General features: G+C 35.9%; 6 protein-coding genes and 1 pseudogene. 6 read left to right on the forward strand and 1 reads right to left on the reverse strand.

The genetic code is table 11. The annotated features are described in order from the left end of the window. Positions 1–2361: Ig-like domain-containing protein (locus GWR14_RS23490; protein WP_223150999.1), on the reverse strand; the 2361-nt coding region annotated here is incomplete at its 3' end. Between the two features lie 583 nt (positions 2362–2944). Here GWR14_RS23490 and GWR14_RS24145 point away from each other — a divergent pair. The 6 genes and pseudogenes from GWR14_RS24145 to GWR14_RS23515 form a co-directional block, all read left to right on the forward strand. Then, positions 2945–3360, forward strand: a pseudogene (locus GWR14_RS24145) (transposase); the annotation flags it as partial. A gap of 543 nt (positions 3361–3903) precedes the next feature. After that, entirely contained in the window at positions 3904–6720 is a 2817-nt protein-coding gene (locus GWR14_RS23495; protein ID WP_163411584.1) for a response regulator, read from the forward strand. Between the two features lie 423 nt (positions 6721–7143). Then, entirely contained in the window at positions 7144–7527 is a 384-nt protein-coding gene (locus GWR14_RS23500; RefSeq protein ID WP_163411585.1) for a hypothetical protein, read from the forward strand. 33 nt (positions 7528–7560) lie between these two features. Further along, positions 7561–8673, forward strand: coding sequence for a hypothetical protein (locus GWR14_RS23505; protein WP_163411586.1), 1113 nt, complete (start codon positions 7561–7563; stop codon positions 8671–8673). A 236-nt stretch (positions 8674–8909) separates the two neighbouring features. After that, positions 8910–9959, forward strand: coding sequence for a T9SS type A sorting domain-containing protein (locus GWR14_RS23510; protein WP_163411587.1), 1050 nt, complete (start codon positions 8910–8912; stop codon positions 9957–9959). A gap of 296 nt (positions 9960–10255) precedes the next feature. Then, a partial coding sequence (locus GWR14_RS23515) for a BspA family leucine-rich repeat surface protein (RefSeq protein WP_163411588.1) occupies positions 10256–20022 on the forward strand: 9767 nt, incomplete at its 3' end.

A 20022-nucleotide genomic window follows, 5' to 3' on the forward strand; every position in this document is an offset into this window, starting at 1 on the left:
TTCATTGGCTGTAGCTGTAGCGGTTCCGTCTGTAATCACATAAGGAATGCTGATCGCTGTAGCTGAGTTAAAGTTTGTATTTGGTGTAAAACTAATCACACCTGAAGCGGTAATGTTTACTGTTCCGCTGCTAACCGTGATGGTTTGGGTTGTACCTGTTAAAGCCGTTCCGTTGATCGATGTAATGGTTAAGGTATCTCCGTCAACATCTGTATCCAATGCTAAAGGATTTAAAGTAACTGTACCATCTTCGGAAACGGTATAACTGTCGTTTACTGCAACCGGAACTCGATTAATAATCTGCAATAACGCAGCATTAGATGAAAGTTGCGCACAAACATTTGAAGTACTAGTTACATCTAATCTGTACTGATAGTTATTATATGAAAGCGGAATATTCGTTAAGGTTAAAGAATTTGTAGCTGCATTTGAAAAAGCAGGATTCGTTCCTCCATTAGTAACAGTTGTCCAGTTTAAACCATTATCAATACTTTGCTTCCAAACATATACAAGTTGATTTCCTGTAACTGTAGCTGTAAAAGTTGCATTTAAGCCCGGATTTGTATTTATATCCGTAGGCTGGGCTGTAATTGAAACTTTATTTGATACTAAATAATTTGCTTTTGATGTACCATTAGTATTTACAGGAACGGTATATGGTGCTGCAGTTACCTTACCATCTGCCGCATTTGTTACCGGAGGATTTCCAGTACCATAATATCCATTTGAATCTGGATCTACCGTAGTACTTCCATATGCTTCGACTGAATCCGGACATCCATCATTATCTGAGTCTAAATCCAGTTGGTTTATAATTCCATCTAAATCCTCATCATACCTATCATCAATACCATCAGAATTTGTATCCACAAATCCGGCAGCATCTTTATCTACATAATTCAATTTTTTATCCCCATCTGCATCTCCAAAAGGATCTGTTAAACCTCCTATTTCAACCGTATCTAAAATACCGTCATTATCATCGTCTAAATCACATTCTACATTAAGACCATCATTATCCTGATTTCCTTCATAATTAGGATTTTCTATAGGAATATATAACGAAACACTTCCTCCAGTTGATCCATTTTGAGATCCATTTCTTTGTCCGTCCAAATGCTGTCCTCCGATACCTCCGGTAGAAATTAATGTTACGTTAGCAGGAAGACTTGCTAAAGAATAAAGCAAAGCACCTCCACCACCTCCACCACCTGGACCATGATAAGTGTTTGTATTTAAATCCTGACCATCACCACCTTTAGTAGATACTGTCAGATTACCTGTAAAGACAGGTGACTTTAAAACTACGGTCCCTCCGGCACCTCCACCGCCTCCACCATCTGGTGCACCTGTAGGATTAACCGCTAACGGTGCGAAACCATCAGCAATAATTGAATAACCATTTCCTATAATTTCGTTAGCGAAAATGACAACGATACCTCCGCCATCTGCTGCAGAAGATGGGTTACTTGTTGTTACGTATCCCGATCCTCCGGCTCCACCAAGGAAAACTTTATCCTGAGCAAAATAAGTTGATAAACTTACACCACCTATCCCACCGGCATTTAGTCCATTAACATCACACCAACGTTTTCCTCCTTCTCCTCCGGCTCCGTAGTTGGATCCTCCTCCACCTCCTGAATCACCAGAAACACCCGAACCACCTCCATTTGCACGTGGAGATCGTCCTCTGTTGTTATTTGTATTATCTATAACAATACCATCCCCTTTTGTAAAAGAAGCTGTATAAGCACTATTTTGAACGTATTGAATATTAGGATTGATGGTACAATCATTATTAGGTCCATTTGTTAACATTTGGATTCCCTGATATCCCTTTCCTGCAACATCTATATTAGCATTAAAAGTTACTTTATCGGCCTGAATAGCCAATACGCCTCCAGTTTTATCTGCATTAATCCAGTCTTTAGCCGTTAAAGTTCCATTAATATTTACTGTTCCTGTGTATTTTGGAACTCTTACAACCTGCACTAAACCACTAATTGTATAATTTTTAATTAAAGGATATACAGGTGTTATTACATTACCTACAATACTTTTAATTTCAAAAAACTCATAATTACCTGTATTGTTAATAGCTGATATATTTCCACCTGTACTAGTATTGGTTACATCTATTGCAGCACCCTTCATTTGAATAATCAAAGCCTTATCTCCAACAGAAAGCCCAGCTGAATTACTAACTGTAATAGTATTAACACAGGTTAAATCACAAGGTGCACAAACTGGCTGATTGATCGCTGTAACCGAAAAATAGCTATTTACTATCCCTGAAATATTGGTCTGGGAAAAACCATTCAGGTTAAAAAATAAAAAGAAAAAAAACAGATGTAGATTCAATCTCTTTTTTTCATTAATCAATAACATTTTCAGACTAAAAATGATGTGTTCCTTTTTATACAGTTTTAGCAAAAAAGACTTAAGAAAAATTACCTCAAATAATGGCAACATTTTTAGTTTTTGAAAGACTTCCCAAAAATTAAAGAGTCGTGTTTTTTTCATAAAAATAAATATTCTATTTAGTAGCGTGCAAAAGAACAAAATGAAGTAACCTTTAATTGATGAGCGCGACTAAACCTTGTGCAAAAACGAAGATTTTGGCAAACAAAAATATCTCACAAAAACACAATCAAAATAAGGCACTGTAATTCAGTTGTTTATTTTTAAAACAAAACCTTACTGATTTCTAAATATTCTTTTTAAAATTGTAATCTTCTACTCTATTACGCTTAAAAAAACAATACGTTTTGAAAAAAACATCTTTTAAAACTTCTTATATCTCCATCCTTAGTCATTTTCTTTCTAATCTAATGACCTACTAAAATTGAAACTTTACTCACAATTTTATTTTCATACTTTATTTACATAAATCAACTTTTATTTTTAACTAATTAAATAGTACCAAAAAAGACTTCAGTTAGGAGGTTACAAGGCAAGTATGAGAAACTATTTTTATGGCATCAAAATACAATTACTAACCACAAGAAATGGAATTACAGTAGTTCTTCATTTTACACCAAAGAAAACCTAAGATGCCAAAGTATTAGGAAAAATAATTAACAAATTACCCACATAAGCAACATGTATATGTAGATAGTGCTTATACGAATTATGACTACAAGATATTCCTTCTCAGAAAAAAAATATCTTAAGTAGAAGAGATACAATCGAATAAAAAAATGAAAAACTAAAAATCAAAAATTAGAAACAGCTATATATAAGTGGCATCAAAAAAAAGTTTTCAAGAACAATGCAGTTACACTTCGTTACGCTTCAAATATTCATTACAAAGCTAACCTTATTTGTGTTTAGCTACAATTGAGTAAATCCATTAACTAGCAACTTAAATTAATTCAAAAACATCTTTTTCTGAACAAAAAAATTACTTTTGAAATCCATACAAAATTATATTTGATTATGATTCTATAGAGAAAATCAGGATTAGCATTTAAAAATCATTTTTTGCAACCAGAAATAATCCTAAATATTTATTTTAGACGTTTTATAAATATGCTTTGACAATATATAAAATAGAAATACTCTAATAATATTCAAATGTTCTCTTGTCTTTTCTTAAGAAATATTATTATAAAGTTAGGCTACTTTTTACACCAATGATTATGTTTAGTATTTTGTATTATTCTACTCTCCTAAAAAAATGAAAAAAATAAAGGTTTTTTCTTACATAACATATGAGAGATTATTTTTTATTTATAATGTTAAGACGATAAATTAGCTTTTCTTTTTAAAGTATTATTGTGCTTTTTTATAAAACCAAACCTTACTTTACCTAAACAGTACATTGTTTTTGCCAGAAAAATATAATTCATTACATTCGCAATCCATTAAATATAAAGCTCTTGAAAACAAAAAAACGTTAAAATGACAAAGTTTATATTTTTAAATAGAATTTATTTTGTCATATTATTTTCTATAGTTACAAACCAAAATTATGCCCAAACAATAAGCCTAAAAGAAGGCCAAAAATACCCATATAACTTAACTAATTCTGTATCAACATTTAAAGATTCAACAGCCAGTTTAGGTTTAAGAGAGGTTCAAAAACAAATTTTCACTAAAACAAAAAAAGAATATCTTAGTTTTCCTTTTTCTAATGCTGTTTATTGGATAAAATTTAAAATTAAGAACAACTCTTCGACACATAGACAAGAGTTATTTTTACTATGGGCGAACCCATTAGTGGAACAACTTGATTTTTATATTTCTAATTCTTCCCAAAAAAAATATTCTCATAAAACACAAAAAATTATTACATCTGAGAGAGAGAAAACATTGATAGACGAATACCCTAAATTCCCTATTACATTAGAACCTAACCAATCTAAAAGTATTTTTATAAAAGTTAGTAGCAAACGGGGACATTTTGCAATGGTACGGCTTTATTCAAAACAGGCTTATTATTTTTCTCGTATTGATAATTGTACTACCCAAGGCTTGTTAAATGGGTTAATTATTTTTAGACTTTTTTTAATTTTCACTCTTAGCTTTTTTGTAATTAAAGAATTGGATTTTAGGTTATATTCAGTAATTATTGTTTTTAAAACTTTAGCTTATTGGGGGTATACTAATATAGCAGGTCCTTTATTTACAAACAATCCAGAACTGGCAGTCAAAATAAATTTTTTATGTTACAGTAATTTCTCAACTGGTGTTGCCATTTTTCTATTGTATGCTGTGGACATTAAAAAAATATCAAATTCGGTGAAACGATTTATTTTAATTTCAATTTTCGTTTCGTTATTTCTGAATGTTATGACTTTTTTTGATTATCAATGGTATTGGCTCAAAGGAGGAATTTATAATGTCGTTTTATCTTGTATTTATTTTCTTGTTTTAATTATCTATTGTCTTTACAAAAAAATGCTGATTGACATTTATTATGCAATACCAATCATTTTAGGATTAATTGGCACCACTCTACTCTATTTTCCACTTACCGGATGGATAGAGTATTTCCCATTTTACGGCTTATCATATGCTCTTTTTACCATTGAAATCATTGTTTTTATATTTTTCTTAGGTAGAATTATTAAAAAATCAGAACAGAAAAAAGTATTTTCGGAGAAACAATTACAACTAAAACAATTACAAAACAAGCAACTTAAAGAACTTGATGACTTAAAAACAAGATTTTTTACCAACATTTCTCATGAATTTCGCACTCCACTTACCTTATTGGTAGGTCCTGTTGACGATTTACAAAAAAAATACCCTAATGAAAGTATTCTGAAAATAATGCAGCGTAATTTGAGCAGATTACAAAATTTGATCAATCAAATACTAGAAATCTCAAAACTCGAAGCCGGAGAGATGGGAATTCAAAAAGAAAAAGCAGATATAGTTTTATTTTTACAGCAACTAATAGGATCTTTCGAATCGTTAGCACAAGACAAAAGCATTGTTTTTAATCTATCTATAAACCAAAATCAGGAGTTCGGTTATTTCGATTTAGATAAACTAGAAAAAATAATTATCAACTTACTATCAAATGCTTTTAAATTTACGCCAAAAAATGGAAGGATTACAGTACAGATTCTGTTTGATAATTTTGGCGTTTCATCAATCAAACACAAAACTGAGCGTAGTCTGGAAATAATCATCGAAGATTCAGGAATTGGAATAGCTCAGGAAAGATTATCCTATATCTTTAATAGATTTTATCAGATTGATGATTCGAACCAACGTCAGCATGAAGGAACAGGTATTGGTCTGGCACTTGTAAAGGAATTGATGGATGTATTAAAAGGAACTATTAAGGTAGAGAGTAAAGTGAATAAAGGTACTCGTTTTTCCTTAAACTTGCCCTACGAACATTTAGACACACCTACAAATTATGTGCATACTTACAAAGTAAGCACTAATTTACTACCCCATTTTGAAATAGGCAAACCAGATTCAGAAAATCAGCAAAATAATAATGATGATGCAAAAATCATGCTCATTATAGAGGATAATCCCGATTTGCGTTTTTATATAGCTTCTATTTTCGAAAACCAATACCAATTGATTATGGCAGCAGATGGTGAAGAGGGATTGGAAAAAGCAATTGAATTTGTTCCAGACATTATAATTTCTGATTTGATGATGCCCAAATTAGATGGATTGAGTTTATGTTTTAAACTTAAAAATGATGAAAGAATTAGCCATATCCCTATAATTATGCTTACAGCAAAGGCCACAGTAGATGATAAATTAGTGGGATTACAACAGGGTGCTGATGATTATTTATCAAAACCTTTTAATAAAGAAGAACTAATCCTGAGGGTAGGCAATTTAATTCAGCAAAGACAATTATTGCGAGAGAAATATACCAACCAAACCATTGAAATTAATCCCGAAATAATCGTAGTGCCTGAACCTACGATAGAGGATTTGTTTATCGAAAAAGCACAAGCTGTTATAGACAGCTATTTAGAAAAGAGCGAATTTGATGCCGCTACTTTTGCCAGCGAAATGAAGCTGACTTCTGTGCAATTGCGTAGAAAATTAAAAGCCATTACCAACCAAACTACTAACGAGTTTGTAAGAAACTATCGTTTAGAGAAAGCTTCTGAAATGCTCAAAAAAGGTAACAAAACCGTCTCACAAATTGCATTCGAAGTGGGCTTTGAGAGTCTGCCGTATTTCTCTAAAGTATTTCAGGAGAAGTTTGGGAAGACGGCTTCAGAGTGGCGGTAGCTATAATTTAGACAACTGATAATTTCCGTCTTTACGAGGAACAAAGCAATGACTCTAAAAAAAGTAACAAAATATAAATGTTTTGTTCTACGCAAATTAGAACGATTGATTTTTCAGGAAGCTATATTAACTATAAAATTCATTAATAATGAACGTATTAGTTTTAAAAAACTATTAATTAGTACAAAAAATTTGTTTTGAGGAATAAAAAGTTTAAAACAAGGAACGAAATAATAATTATTAAAAAAAGCGGCTATTTCAATTTGAGACAGTCGCTTTTTTTATCAAAATGAGGAATAGAAAGTATTTTTTGGAGAATAACATTGGGAAGGTTTTTTTATAAGTTTGTAAGGCTATTCGTAAACAAAAATCGATTGATTACGAATCTAATTAAATATAAATAATTAATTAAAACACCAACAAATGAAAAAACATTCTGTTACAATTAACAAAATTACGTGTAATTCTGCTTCAGAAATTGGACACGACGAAGTCTATTTAAAATACCAAAGTGATGCAGGAGTTACTTTTAGGGTACCTAAAAACAGAGACGACTCCGAATCCATGAAAAGTGGCAATACTTGGGTTCCTGTATTATTAGACCCTAATGGAAGCCAAATCCCACTGACAATATATTTTGATTACGAGGCACTTGTAACCTTGTGGGATAAAGATGAAACAAATTTGTATATCAATGATACTTATTTACAAAGCTATGATTTTAGACCTGGATCGGGATCGGGACAAGTTAGGCTAAGCAATCTTAATGGTCAAAATTACAGTATTGAGTACACTTACAACAAATAAAAAATCATTTAATAATTTAAAAAATACTATCCAATGAACAAACAATTAATAGCCGATTTGGCTCCTTTTATAGAAAATTACGATAAAACAAAGCAACCTTTAGGGCAGGTATTTAGACAAAACAATACTATAACTATAACCGAGAAAGAGCTGTTTATTGAAGCCTTTAAAGCTTGGAAAACCTATCAAGCGTCAGCCGATGGTCTGGAGTTAAACCTCTTAATTAGTGAATCTAACTTGCTTGGAGTTCAACAAAAACTAAAATCAATATTTGACAATAAAGTGTTTGATTCACTTAAAAAATTATTAGACATCACTGGGCTAGATGCAGGTAGTTTTTCTATTGGTCTTAATATTGAAGCCGAATTGTTTTTTGGTTTTACAGCAACAATAGGTCTAGCAATAGGAGTAGGAATTAACAAAGGAGTATCTTCATCCGAGTTTATTTCGGTTGAACTAACCGAAGGAATAGACGAAGGAGTCCTTTTAGGTGTGCATTTTGGACTTTGGTCTAATGCTCCTGCTGATTTAGGAGGTTTTTCACTAGCCACAGAAGTTGAATTAGGATTTGCTTCAGAAATTGCCACAAAAATAGTTTATGCTAAAAGAGGTTCTAATAAAACATTAGGAGTTACAGCAGAGATAGGTGCTCGTGAAGAAAATGGAGTGAACGAGCAAGAGAGTTACACTATTGTTCTAGATTCTCAATATTTAGAGGGATTTAGCCGAACTTATCAACCCGTAAAAAACAATTTATTGATTATAGAATCCATAAAATGTATTCATCCAAAAAATGATGGTGGAGGAAATGAGAATGAGATTTATTTTACATTCAAAGCAGATGAAACAATCACTCCATATCGCTATCCAACATACGACTATATGTCTGTAAAAGAAGGCTATACTTGGAATTGTGGACGATCTATTTGGTTTGACAATACTATAGAAATTAAGCTTTATGATGATGATGGAAATGGATTAAACGGTAGTGACGAAATAACCAAAAGCCCTATTAAAATAAATATTTCAGACTTTGTGTCAATCAATTCATCTAAAATTTACATTATCGATTATAAGGATGGTTTAGATCATATAGAATACGAGATTAACGCAACCTTAATTGCAAGTAATGTAAATCACAAATAATTGGTTTTATTTTTTGTCTAATTAATGAAATTCAAAAAAATAGATTTGGCAACTTTTTACCAGTTGTCAAATCTATTCTCTTTTTCTGAAGATCCGTAAATTTTACAAGAAACCCTAGCAAAAATAAGCCCTCCAATTCCCACCCTGTCCAAAACGAGGAACAGAAAGTCCATTTTGAGGAAGGCAATACCTTGTTTTTTGACCGAATTTTGTCGGGATTAAAAAACAAAAATATTATGAAATTATCTGCACTCTTTTTTCTATCCTCCTTACTTGGTTTTGCACAATACACCGCTATTCCCGATATTAATTTTGAAAACAAATTGATTGCCTTGGGCATTGATTCAGGGGTTGCCGACGGACGGGTTTTGACCGCCAATATATCCGGTCGGTTTTTGTTGAATGTGTCCAATAGCGGTATCAGTAATTTATCGGGTATTCAGGATTTTACCAAATTGCAGGTTTTATATTGTCAAGACAACCAGTTGACTAGTTTAGATGTTTCTCAAAATAAAGAATTGAACTATTTAGATTGCTCCAACAATGCCTTAACAAACCTGAATGTTACAGGAAGCAGCAAATTGGCTACTTTGAATTGCGAAACCAATCAATTATCAAACATCGATTTTACTACAAATCCCGTATTGTACAATTTATACTGCAATTCGAATAAATTGACAAGTTTGAATCTTGCTGCCAATCCTGATTTGAATTTTCTCTTTTGCTATACCAATCAATTAACTAGTTTGAGTGTTATCACCAACACCAAACTGACTAGATTGTACTGTCAGGAAAATCAAATAACAAGTTTGGATGTGTCAAGCAATACTGCTTTAAAAGACTTAAATTGTCGTACGAATCAATTGACGAGCCTAAATTTAAAAAACGGAACAAACACCTCGATTGCCACTTTTGAAGCCAGACTAAACCCCAATTTAAGCTGCATTCAAGTAGATGATGCGGTGTATTCCAACACCAATTGGAGTACCCAAAAAGATGCTACGGCAACCTACAACACCGCCTGTTCTAACTTGGGGGTACAAGAAACTGTTTTTGAAAAAATGAGCCTCTACCCCAATCCAACCCAAGGCGAATTGCATATAGACCATATTGTTTTAGAAAAAGCAACCCTTTATGATGCCTCAGGAAAACTTTTGAAAACAACAAAATTTACAAATGCAAGCCAATCTAATACCCTCAATATGGAAGCATTCTCAAAAGGAATATACTACCTCTTTTTGGAAAGCGAAGGGACTCATACAGTTAAAAAAATTGTAGTAGAATAATCCAGAAGCAAACAAGATAGCACCATTGTTGTTTTACCATTAAATCCCGTCTCGACTCCCCATCCTTTGGAGGGGCTGGGGGGAGGACAACCCAATTTGTCCAAAATGAGGAACAGAAAGTCCATTTTGAGATAACACTTGCTTGCTGTTTTGATATAATTTTGTGGCTAGAAATTTTATAATAACAAGCCTCTATCCGCTTTTAAAAACACTGCTAAAACAAAATAGTTTTTTTAACCATACTTTTGCAAAAAAAATAAATAGCCATAGCCTACCCAACTATAAATACCCTTATTATGAAAAAATTGTACACTCTATTATTCTTTTTGGTTGCTATGGCACAAATGCAGGCGCAATGCTTGTCTTTAGCAACACCTTATAACAGCGACAACTCGAATAAAGGAGTTATGTTTAATATTGTAACGGGTGCTACACCAATTACAATTACCAGTTTTGATATGAATTTGATTGGTACTGTCACGGGTATTTTTGAAATATATTATAAATCGGGTACTTATGTTGGGTCAGAATCTAATGCTGCAGCCTGGACTCTTGCTGGAAGTGCATCTGTAACTAGTTTAGGGACAAATCAAACAACACCCATTCCTTTGGCTTTGAGTATTCCTATTCCTGCTAATACCACTTTTGCATTTTATATTACAAACAATAATCCTATTATACCTGCCGGAGTGCGCTACACTAATGGCACTTATACCACTTTGGCATCAGACTCCTATATGAGTATTGCTGGTGGAATAGGCAAAGCTTACCCTTTTGGAAATGATTATCTTGGTCGAAGAGTAAATTGCACACCTCATTATTATATTAATTCGAACGCTTGTCTACCCGAAATTAACCTGAAAGGCAACAGCGTTTCGATTGTGAGTGGAGATGCAACTCCGAGTGCCGCCGACCACACCGATTTTGATTCTGTAGATCTAGCATCAGGAACTGTGGCACGAACTTTTACTGTTGAAAATACAGGAGCTGTTGCTTTAAACCTAAGTGGAGTAGCCATCAGTGGTACAAATGCAGCCGATTTTACAGTAACAACCCAACCTACTTCGCCAGTAGCTGCTACCACAGGAACAACTACTTTCGCTATTACTTTCGATCCATCGGCAGCAGGAACAAGAACAGCAACCGTTTCTATAGCCAATAACGATACCGATGAGAATCCCTATACTTTTACTATTCAAGGTACAGGTATTTTATCTAGCAATCCTTTCATCACGCGTTGGGATTTGTCTAAAGCAGGATCTGGTGCAAACGAAATTAGTTTTGGTGTATCTACTGTGGGCAACGTGCATTACACTTGGCAAGAAGTAGGTGGCGGTGGTGCAACTGGTTCGGGTTCATTCTCGGGTTCATCGGCTGTAATTACTGGTTTGCCTACAAACGCCATTATCGATTTGAGCATTGATAAAACCAATTTTAGACAAATAGCAATCTCAAATGGCACAAACAAACTGCGTTTGACTGATATAAAACAATGGGGCGGTGTAGCCTGGACATCGATGCAAGGTGCTTTTCATGGTTGCAGTAATTTGACTATTTCGGCAACAGACATTCCAAATTTGAGTGGCGTAAGCTCTATGGAAAGTATGTTTAACAATTGCAGTACGTTGAATGCTCCTGCCAATATCAATAGTTGGAATGTAGCCAATGTAACCCGTATGAAAGATATGTTTTATCAAGCTACAGCTTTCAATCAAGATATAAGCAATTGGAATGTGTCTTCGGTTACCAATATGAGTTCTATGTTTACCAAAGCAAGTACTTTTAATCAAAACATTGGCGGTTGGAATATTTCGGCGGTTACAGATATGAATACGATGTTAAAAGAAGCGACTGCTTTTAATCAAAATTTGGCTGCTTGGGGAACAAAGTTTAATACCAATGTAAATATCGCCAATTTATTAGATCTAAGTGGTCTTAACCTTGCCAATTATGATGCTACCTTAATTGGTTTTCATTCGGGTACCGTTACTGGCAAATCCTTGGGTGCATCTGGATTACAGTATTGTGCTGCAACGGCAGAAAGAACCAATCTTATTTTGCCCACAACTAGCGGAGGCAAGGGTTGGTCTATTACTGGCGACAATAGTAGCAGTGGATGCGTTTCGGAAATCAACATTAAAGGAAATGGCAACACGATTCTACATAATGACACCAGCCCATCTACTACCGACCACACCGATTTTGGTTCGCTAGCTTTTACTTCGGGTACTATTGCACGAACTTTTACTATCGAAAATACAGCAATTGCACCTTTGAACTTATCGGGCACTCCAAAAGTAGCTATTACTGGTGCAAATGCAGCCGATTTTACGGTAACAACCCAGCCTACATCGCCAGTAGCTCCTACCACAGGAACAACTACTTTTGTGGTTACTTTTGATCCACCAACAGTAGGCTTGCGTACTGCAACTCTTTCTATTGCCAATACGGATACCAACGAGAACCCTTATACGTTTGCTATTCAAGGCACAGGCACAGGTGTATGCAATCAAGTTGCCACCGCTACCGATAATATGACTTGGAACGGAATTGCAAACAATGATTGGAGTAATCCTTGCAACTGGACACCTAATGGTGTGCCAACCACAACCAACCAAGTAATTATAAATGATGTAGCCAACGATCCTGTTATTAAGAACGGCATTACCGCAGTAGCCAAAGAAATGTATATCAATGTATCGGGTAATTTAACAGTAAATACAGGGGGAATATTAAATATAAACACCAGTGCACAACCTAATTATATAACCATACAGGGTAATGGAGCTTCAATAAACAATGAGGGGACAATAAACGTAGGTACAGGCAGTGGATATGGGATTATAACTACGGGATCGGTCTCAGCAACAATTACGAATCGAGGTGTTATAAATTCAAATAGCTCATTTGGAATTGATTCTGAATACACATCGCTGTTAACTTTTACTAATGAAAGCACTGGGATATTTAATGGTAATTTTAGAGGAACAAATACATCTGCACTAAACCTAACCAACCACGGAACAATAAATTATACAGAGGGAGGAAATTGTTTAACTTTTAACGCTACATCTAGTTTAAGTAACGATGGAACAATCAATGTTACCGCTGGATTAGGAATTTCTAATGCAACTGGAGGGACGATTACCAACTTGGCTTGCGGAAAAATTATAATGACTGCTGGAAATTACTCAAATGGGGGTACAACCACCAACGCAGGACTTATTCAAATAACCAATGCTTTAACCAATACAGGCACATTTACCAACAATGGTGTTTTAAATTATGGTAGCAAAACAGGTACTGTAAACAACACTGGCAGTGGTTCTGTACTTGTTAATAATGCACAAACGCCTATTTTTACCTATGGCGGTATATTTAATGGCACCATCGATGGTATTTTTAGCAATGCTACCGCTACGACATCGGCAGGGGCATTTACGGCTCCTAATACTTTTGTACCCTTGGGAGCATTGCCTACTGTTTCGCAAACATTGTATGCCAAAATTACCCCTAGCGGAGGAAGCTGTAGTTATGTAGTGCCTTTTATATACAATAACTTTAAATCATTTATTACCACCTGGAAAACCGATAATTTAAGTGCAGGTTCTACTAACGCTACTTCGATAAGGATTCCTACTTCTGGCAGTGGTTATAACTATGATGTAGATTGGAACAACGATGGCACTTTTGATCAATTGGGACTTACAGGAAGTGTAACCCACGATTACGGTACAGCAGGTACTTATACCGTAGCGATTCGAGGCACTTTTCCTAGAATTTTTTTTGCTAATGGAGGCGATAAAAACAAAATACTCAACATAAACCAATGGGGTAGCATTGCTTGGACGAGTATGCAATTTGCTTTTGAGGGGTGTGTCAATTTAAACAGCACCGCTACCGATGCACCCAATTTGTCAGGAGTTACGAATATGTTTTCTATGTTTGAAGGAGCAACGACCTTCAATACAAACATTAATTCTTGGAATGTAGGGAATGTTACCAATATGGCTTCTATGTTTGAGGGAGCCACAGCCTTCAATCAAAATATCAATTCTTGGAATGTCGGAAATGTTACCGATATGGTTTTTATGTTCAAAGGAGCCACATCCTTCAATCAAAATATCAATTCTTGGAGTGTAGGGAATGTTACCAATATGTTTGGAATGTTTAATGGAGCCACAACTTTCAATCAGAATATTGACTCTTGGAATGTGGGGAATGTTACCAGTATGAATGGAATGTTTTCTGGAGCAACGGCTTTCAATCAAAACTTGAACTCTTGGAACGTAGGGAATGTTACTAATATGGTTTCCATGTTTAAAGATGCCACAGCCTTCAATGGAAATATTGGTTCTTGGAATACAATAAATGTTACCTCTATGGGAACTATGTTTTCTGGAGCCAAGGCTTTCAATCAAAACTTGAACTCTTGGAATGTAGGAAATGTTACCAGTATGGCTTCTATGTTTCAAGATGCCACAGCCTTCGATGGAAATATTGGTTCTTGGAATGTAGGAAATGTTGAATTTACAGTCTTTATGTTTTCTGGAGCTACGGCTTTTAATCAAAATATTGGTTCTTGGAATATAGGAAAGGTTAACCATATGGGCTATATGTTTTCTGGAGCAACGTCTTTCAATCAAAACCTAGCCCCTTGGGGAACAAAACTAAATACTACTGTTGATTTGACAAATATGTTAGATAACTGCGGTATGAATGTTGCCAACTATGATGCAACACTTACTGGTTTTAATACAGGTACTATAACTGGCAGGTTGTTAGGAGCAACAAACTTAAAATACTGTGCCTCGGCAGCTGATAGAGCCAATTTGGTTAAACCAACAGCCACAGGAGGCAAGGGTTGGACAATTACTGGAGATGCCTTGAGTGCTACTTGTTATCCAGAAATCAACATTAGAGGCAATGCCACAACAATTGCTAATAACAATGCCACACCAACTCTTGCCAACCACACCGATTTTGGTTTGGTAAATACAGCTTCAGGCACTATTGCAAGAACTTTTACTATCGAAAACACAGGAGCTGGTGCTTTAAACTTATCAGGAACTCCACTAGTAACCATCAGCGGAAGCAATGCGGCAGATTTTACAGTAACCACCCAACCTACTTCGCTAGTAGCTGGTACCACAGGAACAACTACTTTTGTGGTTACTTTCGATCCATCTGCATTAGGCACACGCACAGCAACCGTTTCTATTGCCAACGATGATACCGATGAGAACCCGTATACTTTTGCTATTCAAGGAACAGGTACACTCTCTAGTAATCCTTTCATCACCCGTTGGGATTTGTCTAAAACAGGAACTGGTGCAAACGAAATTAGTTTTGGCATAGAAACTTCAGGCACAGTACACTACACTTGGAACGAAGTAGGCGGCGGAGGTGCAACAGGTTCGGGTTCTTTTACAGGCACATCGGCTACAATAGCGGGCTTACCTACAAATGGTATTATCGATTTAAGCATTGATAAAACTAATTTTCAGCATATTGTCATTAATAATGAATCAGACAACCTACGTTTAATCGATATAAAACAATGGGGCGATGTAGCTTGGACATCTATGCAAGATGCTTTTTATGGTTGCAACAATTTGAATAGTACAGCTATAGATATTCCTAATTTATCGGCGGTTACCAATATGAGTTTTATGTTTGCTGACTGTACTGTACTTAATGGTCCTGCAAATATAAATAATTGGGATGTAAGTCATGTAAACGACATGAGTTATACATTTTATAAAACTACAGTTTTCAATCAAAACCTAAGCAATTGGAATGTGGGTGCTGTTACCACTATGCGTAGTATGTTTTTTAAAGCAAGTAACTTTAATCAAAATATAGGAAGCTGGAACATGAGTTCCGTAACAGCTATGGGATCTATGTTTCGAGAAGCTACAAATTTTAATCAAAACATAGAAAACTGGAACGTGAGTAATGTTGTAACAATGAATTCTGTGTTTCAAAAAGCCACCAATTTTAATCAGAATATAGGAAATTGGAATGTGAGCGCTGCAACATCTTTGAATGATCTCTTTTTTGATGCCACTTCCTTCGATCAAAATATAGGCAATTGGGGAAGTAGCCTTAATCCTAGTGTCAATATGACAAATATGCTATACAATTCAGGCTTGAGTGTGGCTAATTACGATGCTACTTTGATTGGCTTTAATAACGGTACGGTTACTGGCAGAGTTTTGGGAGCCAATGGACTAAAATACTGTGCCTCGGCAGTAGAAAGAGCCAATTTGGTTAAATCAATAGCCACAGGAGGAAAAGGTTGGTTAATCACTGATGCTGGTGTAAGTTGTGTCCCCGAAATTAACATTACAGGCAATAGCACCACTATTGCTAATGCCGATACCACCCCATCCAGCGCTGACTACACCGATTTTGGTTTGGTAAATACAGCCTCAGGAACTATCGTAAGAACTTTTACTATCGAAAATACAGGAACTGCTGCCTTGAACTTATCGGGTACTCCTTTGGTGAATATCAGCGGTACAAATGCAGCCGATTTTACCGTTACTACCCTGCCAAATAGTACTATAAACGCCTCGGGAAGCACTACTTTTGCCATTACTTTCGATCCATCGGCAGTAGGAGTCAGAACAGCCACAATCAGCATAGCCAACAATGACGCTGATGAGGGTACTTATACCTTCGCTATACAAGGTACAGGAACAGCAGTTGCCAATCCTTTTGTTACCACTTGGAAAACCGATAATGCAGGTTCTTCGAATAGTACTTCGATAACCATTCCTACCAACAACATTTATGGCCCTTACAATTATGATGTAGATTGGAATAACGATGGCGTTTTTGAACAAACAGGAATTACTGGAAACGTTACCCACGATTACGGTACAGCAGGCACTTATACCGTAGCCATTCGAGGCACTTTTCCCTCTATATATATTAATAACACAGGAGACAAACTCAAATTATTAGAAATTAATCAATGGGGATCGGGAACTTGGAACAGTATGGATGCCGCCTTTTATGGTTGCGAAAATATGATAGGAAACTTTTCGGATGCACCCAAATTTGCACCAAATACTACGCTTTATAAAATGTTTCAGGATTGTAAAAAATTCAATTCAGATCTTAACAACTGGGATACAACCAATGTACGAGAAACTGCTGATATGTTTTATGGCGCAAGTCTTTTTAATAATTCTATCGCATCGTGGAACATCAATAATGTTACCAATATGCAGTATATGTTTTACAAGGCTACGGCTTTTAACCAAAGTCTAGCCTCTTGGGGAACACAATTCAATACTTCTGTAGATATGTTTAATATGCTAAATTTTTCAGGAATAGATATTGCTAATTATGACGCTACACTTTCGGGCTTCAATGCAGGTACCGTTACGGGCAGAAATTTAGGTGCGCTAGGACTACGATTTTGTGCTTCGGAATTTGACAGAAAGAATCTAGTAAAACCAACTAGCAGCGGTGGCAAAGGCTGGACAATTGCTGGCGATAGGATTTGTAGAGAAATCAATCTAATAGGCAACAATACCCCTATTGCCAGCGGAAGTACAACACCAAGTCTTGCCAATTTTACGGATTTTAGGAGCGTAAACGAAGCGGTTGGCTCAATTTCGAGAAGGTTTTATATCGAAAATACAGGAGCACTTTCTTTAACCCTAACAGGCACACCATTAATAGCTATCAGCGGTGCCAATGCCAGCGATTTTACGGTAACCCAAATGCCTGCTTCCGCAACAGTGGTAACTAACGGTATTCGTTATTTTGAAATTAGCTTCGACCCATCGGCAGTAGGCTTGCGAACTGCAACCGTAACCATTGCCAGTGATGATTTAGACGAAAATCCTTATACTTTTGCCATTCAGGGCACAGGAAACGTAGGCTGTATTCAAGTAGCCGATGCTACCGAAATAATGACTTGGAAAGGATTCGATAACTCCGATTGGGCAAATCCTTGCAACTGGTCGCCCAATGGCGTACCAACGGATACAAATGTTGTTATAATAGAGGATGTTACAAACGATCCAGTGGTATTGAATGGTACCACTGCCAAGGCTTTTCAAGTGGACATTAAAACAAATAGTACCTTGACTGTAAATGCTGGTGCTACAATGGATTTAATAAACAGCAACAACGACGAAGGTTATTTAAAATTAAACGGTCCAAACAGTTCGTTTCTTAATGACGGAACTATTAATATAGGAGCTGGAAATACAGGTTTATATTTCGGAATTTTTAGTACTAATGTATCAAATAGTATCACTAATAAAGGAATTATAAATTTGAATACACTAATTGGATTTGTCAACATTACTAGCAATACCAACTTTACTAACGAAAGTACAGGAGTTTTTAATGGTAATTTTCATAACCAGTTTGGAACTATAAATATTACCAACCACGGAACAATAAATACACCGACACTAGCAAATGATTTTATTAAATGCTACACTCCAACAGATGCAATAAACCTGGTTAATGATGGTACTATAAACATAACAACTGGAGCGGGTATTTCAAATGCTACAGCTAGTACCATTAACAATTTGGCTTGCGGAAAAATTGTAATGACTGTAGGAAATTATGAAAATGCAGGCACAACCACCAATGCAGGTTCGATTGCAATAACCAATACCCTAAACAATACAGGAAGCTTTAGCAATACAGGCGTTTTAAGCTATGGAACCCTAACTGGAAATGCAATTAGCGGTACCGATTTTGTAACGGTTAACAATAGTCCAATGCCTATATTTACGTATGGAGCAAGCTTTAGCGGTACCATAAACGGCATTTTTACCGATGCTGCTGGCACGATATCAGCAGGAACATTTGTAGCACCCAATACATTCACGGCATCGGCCAATGTGCCAGCAGGCTTGCAAACGCTGTATGCCAAATTTACACCAAATGGTGGGGCTTGTGGACATATAGTTGCATTTACATACAATAATCCATTCCCAGAAATCAATATTACCGGAAATGCTATTGCCATTGCAAATGGCAGCACTGTTCCAGCAACGACCAATCACACCGATTTTGATGTTGTAAATGTTAGCTCTGGAACGATTGCCAGAACTTTTACCATCGAAAATACTGGGGCAGGATTTTTAAATTTATCAGGAACTCCTTTGGTTGATATCAGCGGAGCAAACGCAGCAGATTTTGCTGTTACAACTTTGCCAAACAGTTCGATAGCCACAGCTGGAAGTACCACTTTTGCTATTACTTTTGATCCTTCGGCAGGAGGTCTTAAAACTGCTACGGTTACTATTACTAATAATGATATAGACGAAGGCACTTACAGCTTTGCCATTCAAGGAATGGGTTGTGATACTACAATTAGTGCAGGCACAATTACCCATCCAACAACTTGTTTGGGTACGGATGGAAAAATTAATTTTGCAACCACCAATTTAGTTGACGGAAGCTATTCTTTGCAGTACACCAAAGGAGGCACAGCAACTACAGCCAATGTTTCTGTTGTATCAAACGGATTTATTTTGACCGGGTTAACAGCTGAAATTTATGATGATTTCAAAATCAATTATTTGGGTTGTACAGCTTCGGATGGAACTTCAAAACAATTGATTGATGATGCCGATACTACCGCTCCAGTTGCCGATGTTTCGACTTTGCCAACTGTAAACGCTCAATGTTCGGTTGCGAGTTTAATCGCTCCAACAGCTACGGACAATTGTGCAGGAACAATCACGGCAACAACCAATGCAGTGTTCCCAATCACAGCTTCTACAACGGTAACTTGGACGTATTCGGATGGTGTAAATTCATCGCAACAAAATCAAACCGTAACCATTGCCGATACTACCGCTCCAGTTGCCGATGTTTCGACCTTGCCAACTATAAACGCCCAATGTTCTGTTGCGAGTTTAACCGCTCCAACAGCTACGGACAATTGTGCAGGAACAATCACGGCAACAACCAATGCAGTGTTCCCAATCACGACTTCGACAACCATAACTTGGACGTATTCGGATGGGGTTAATTCATCGCAACAAAACCAAACTGTAACTATTGCCGATACTAC

The sequence above is a fragment of the Flavobacterium ajazii genome (genome assembly GCF_010614725.1).
Taxonomy (GTDB): domain Bacteria; phylum Bacteroidota; class Bacteroidia; order Flavobacteriales; family Flavobacteriaceae; genus Flavobacterium; species Flavobacterium ajazii.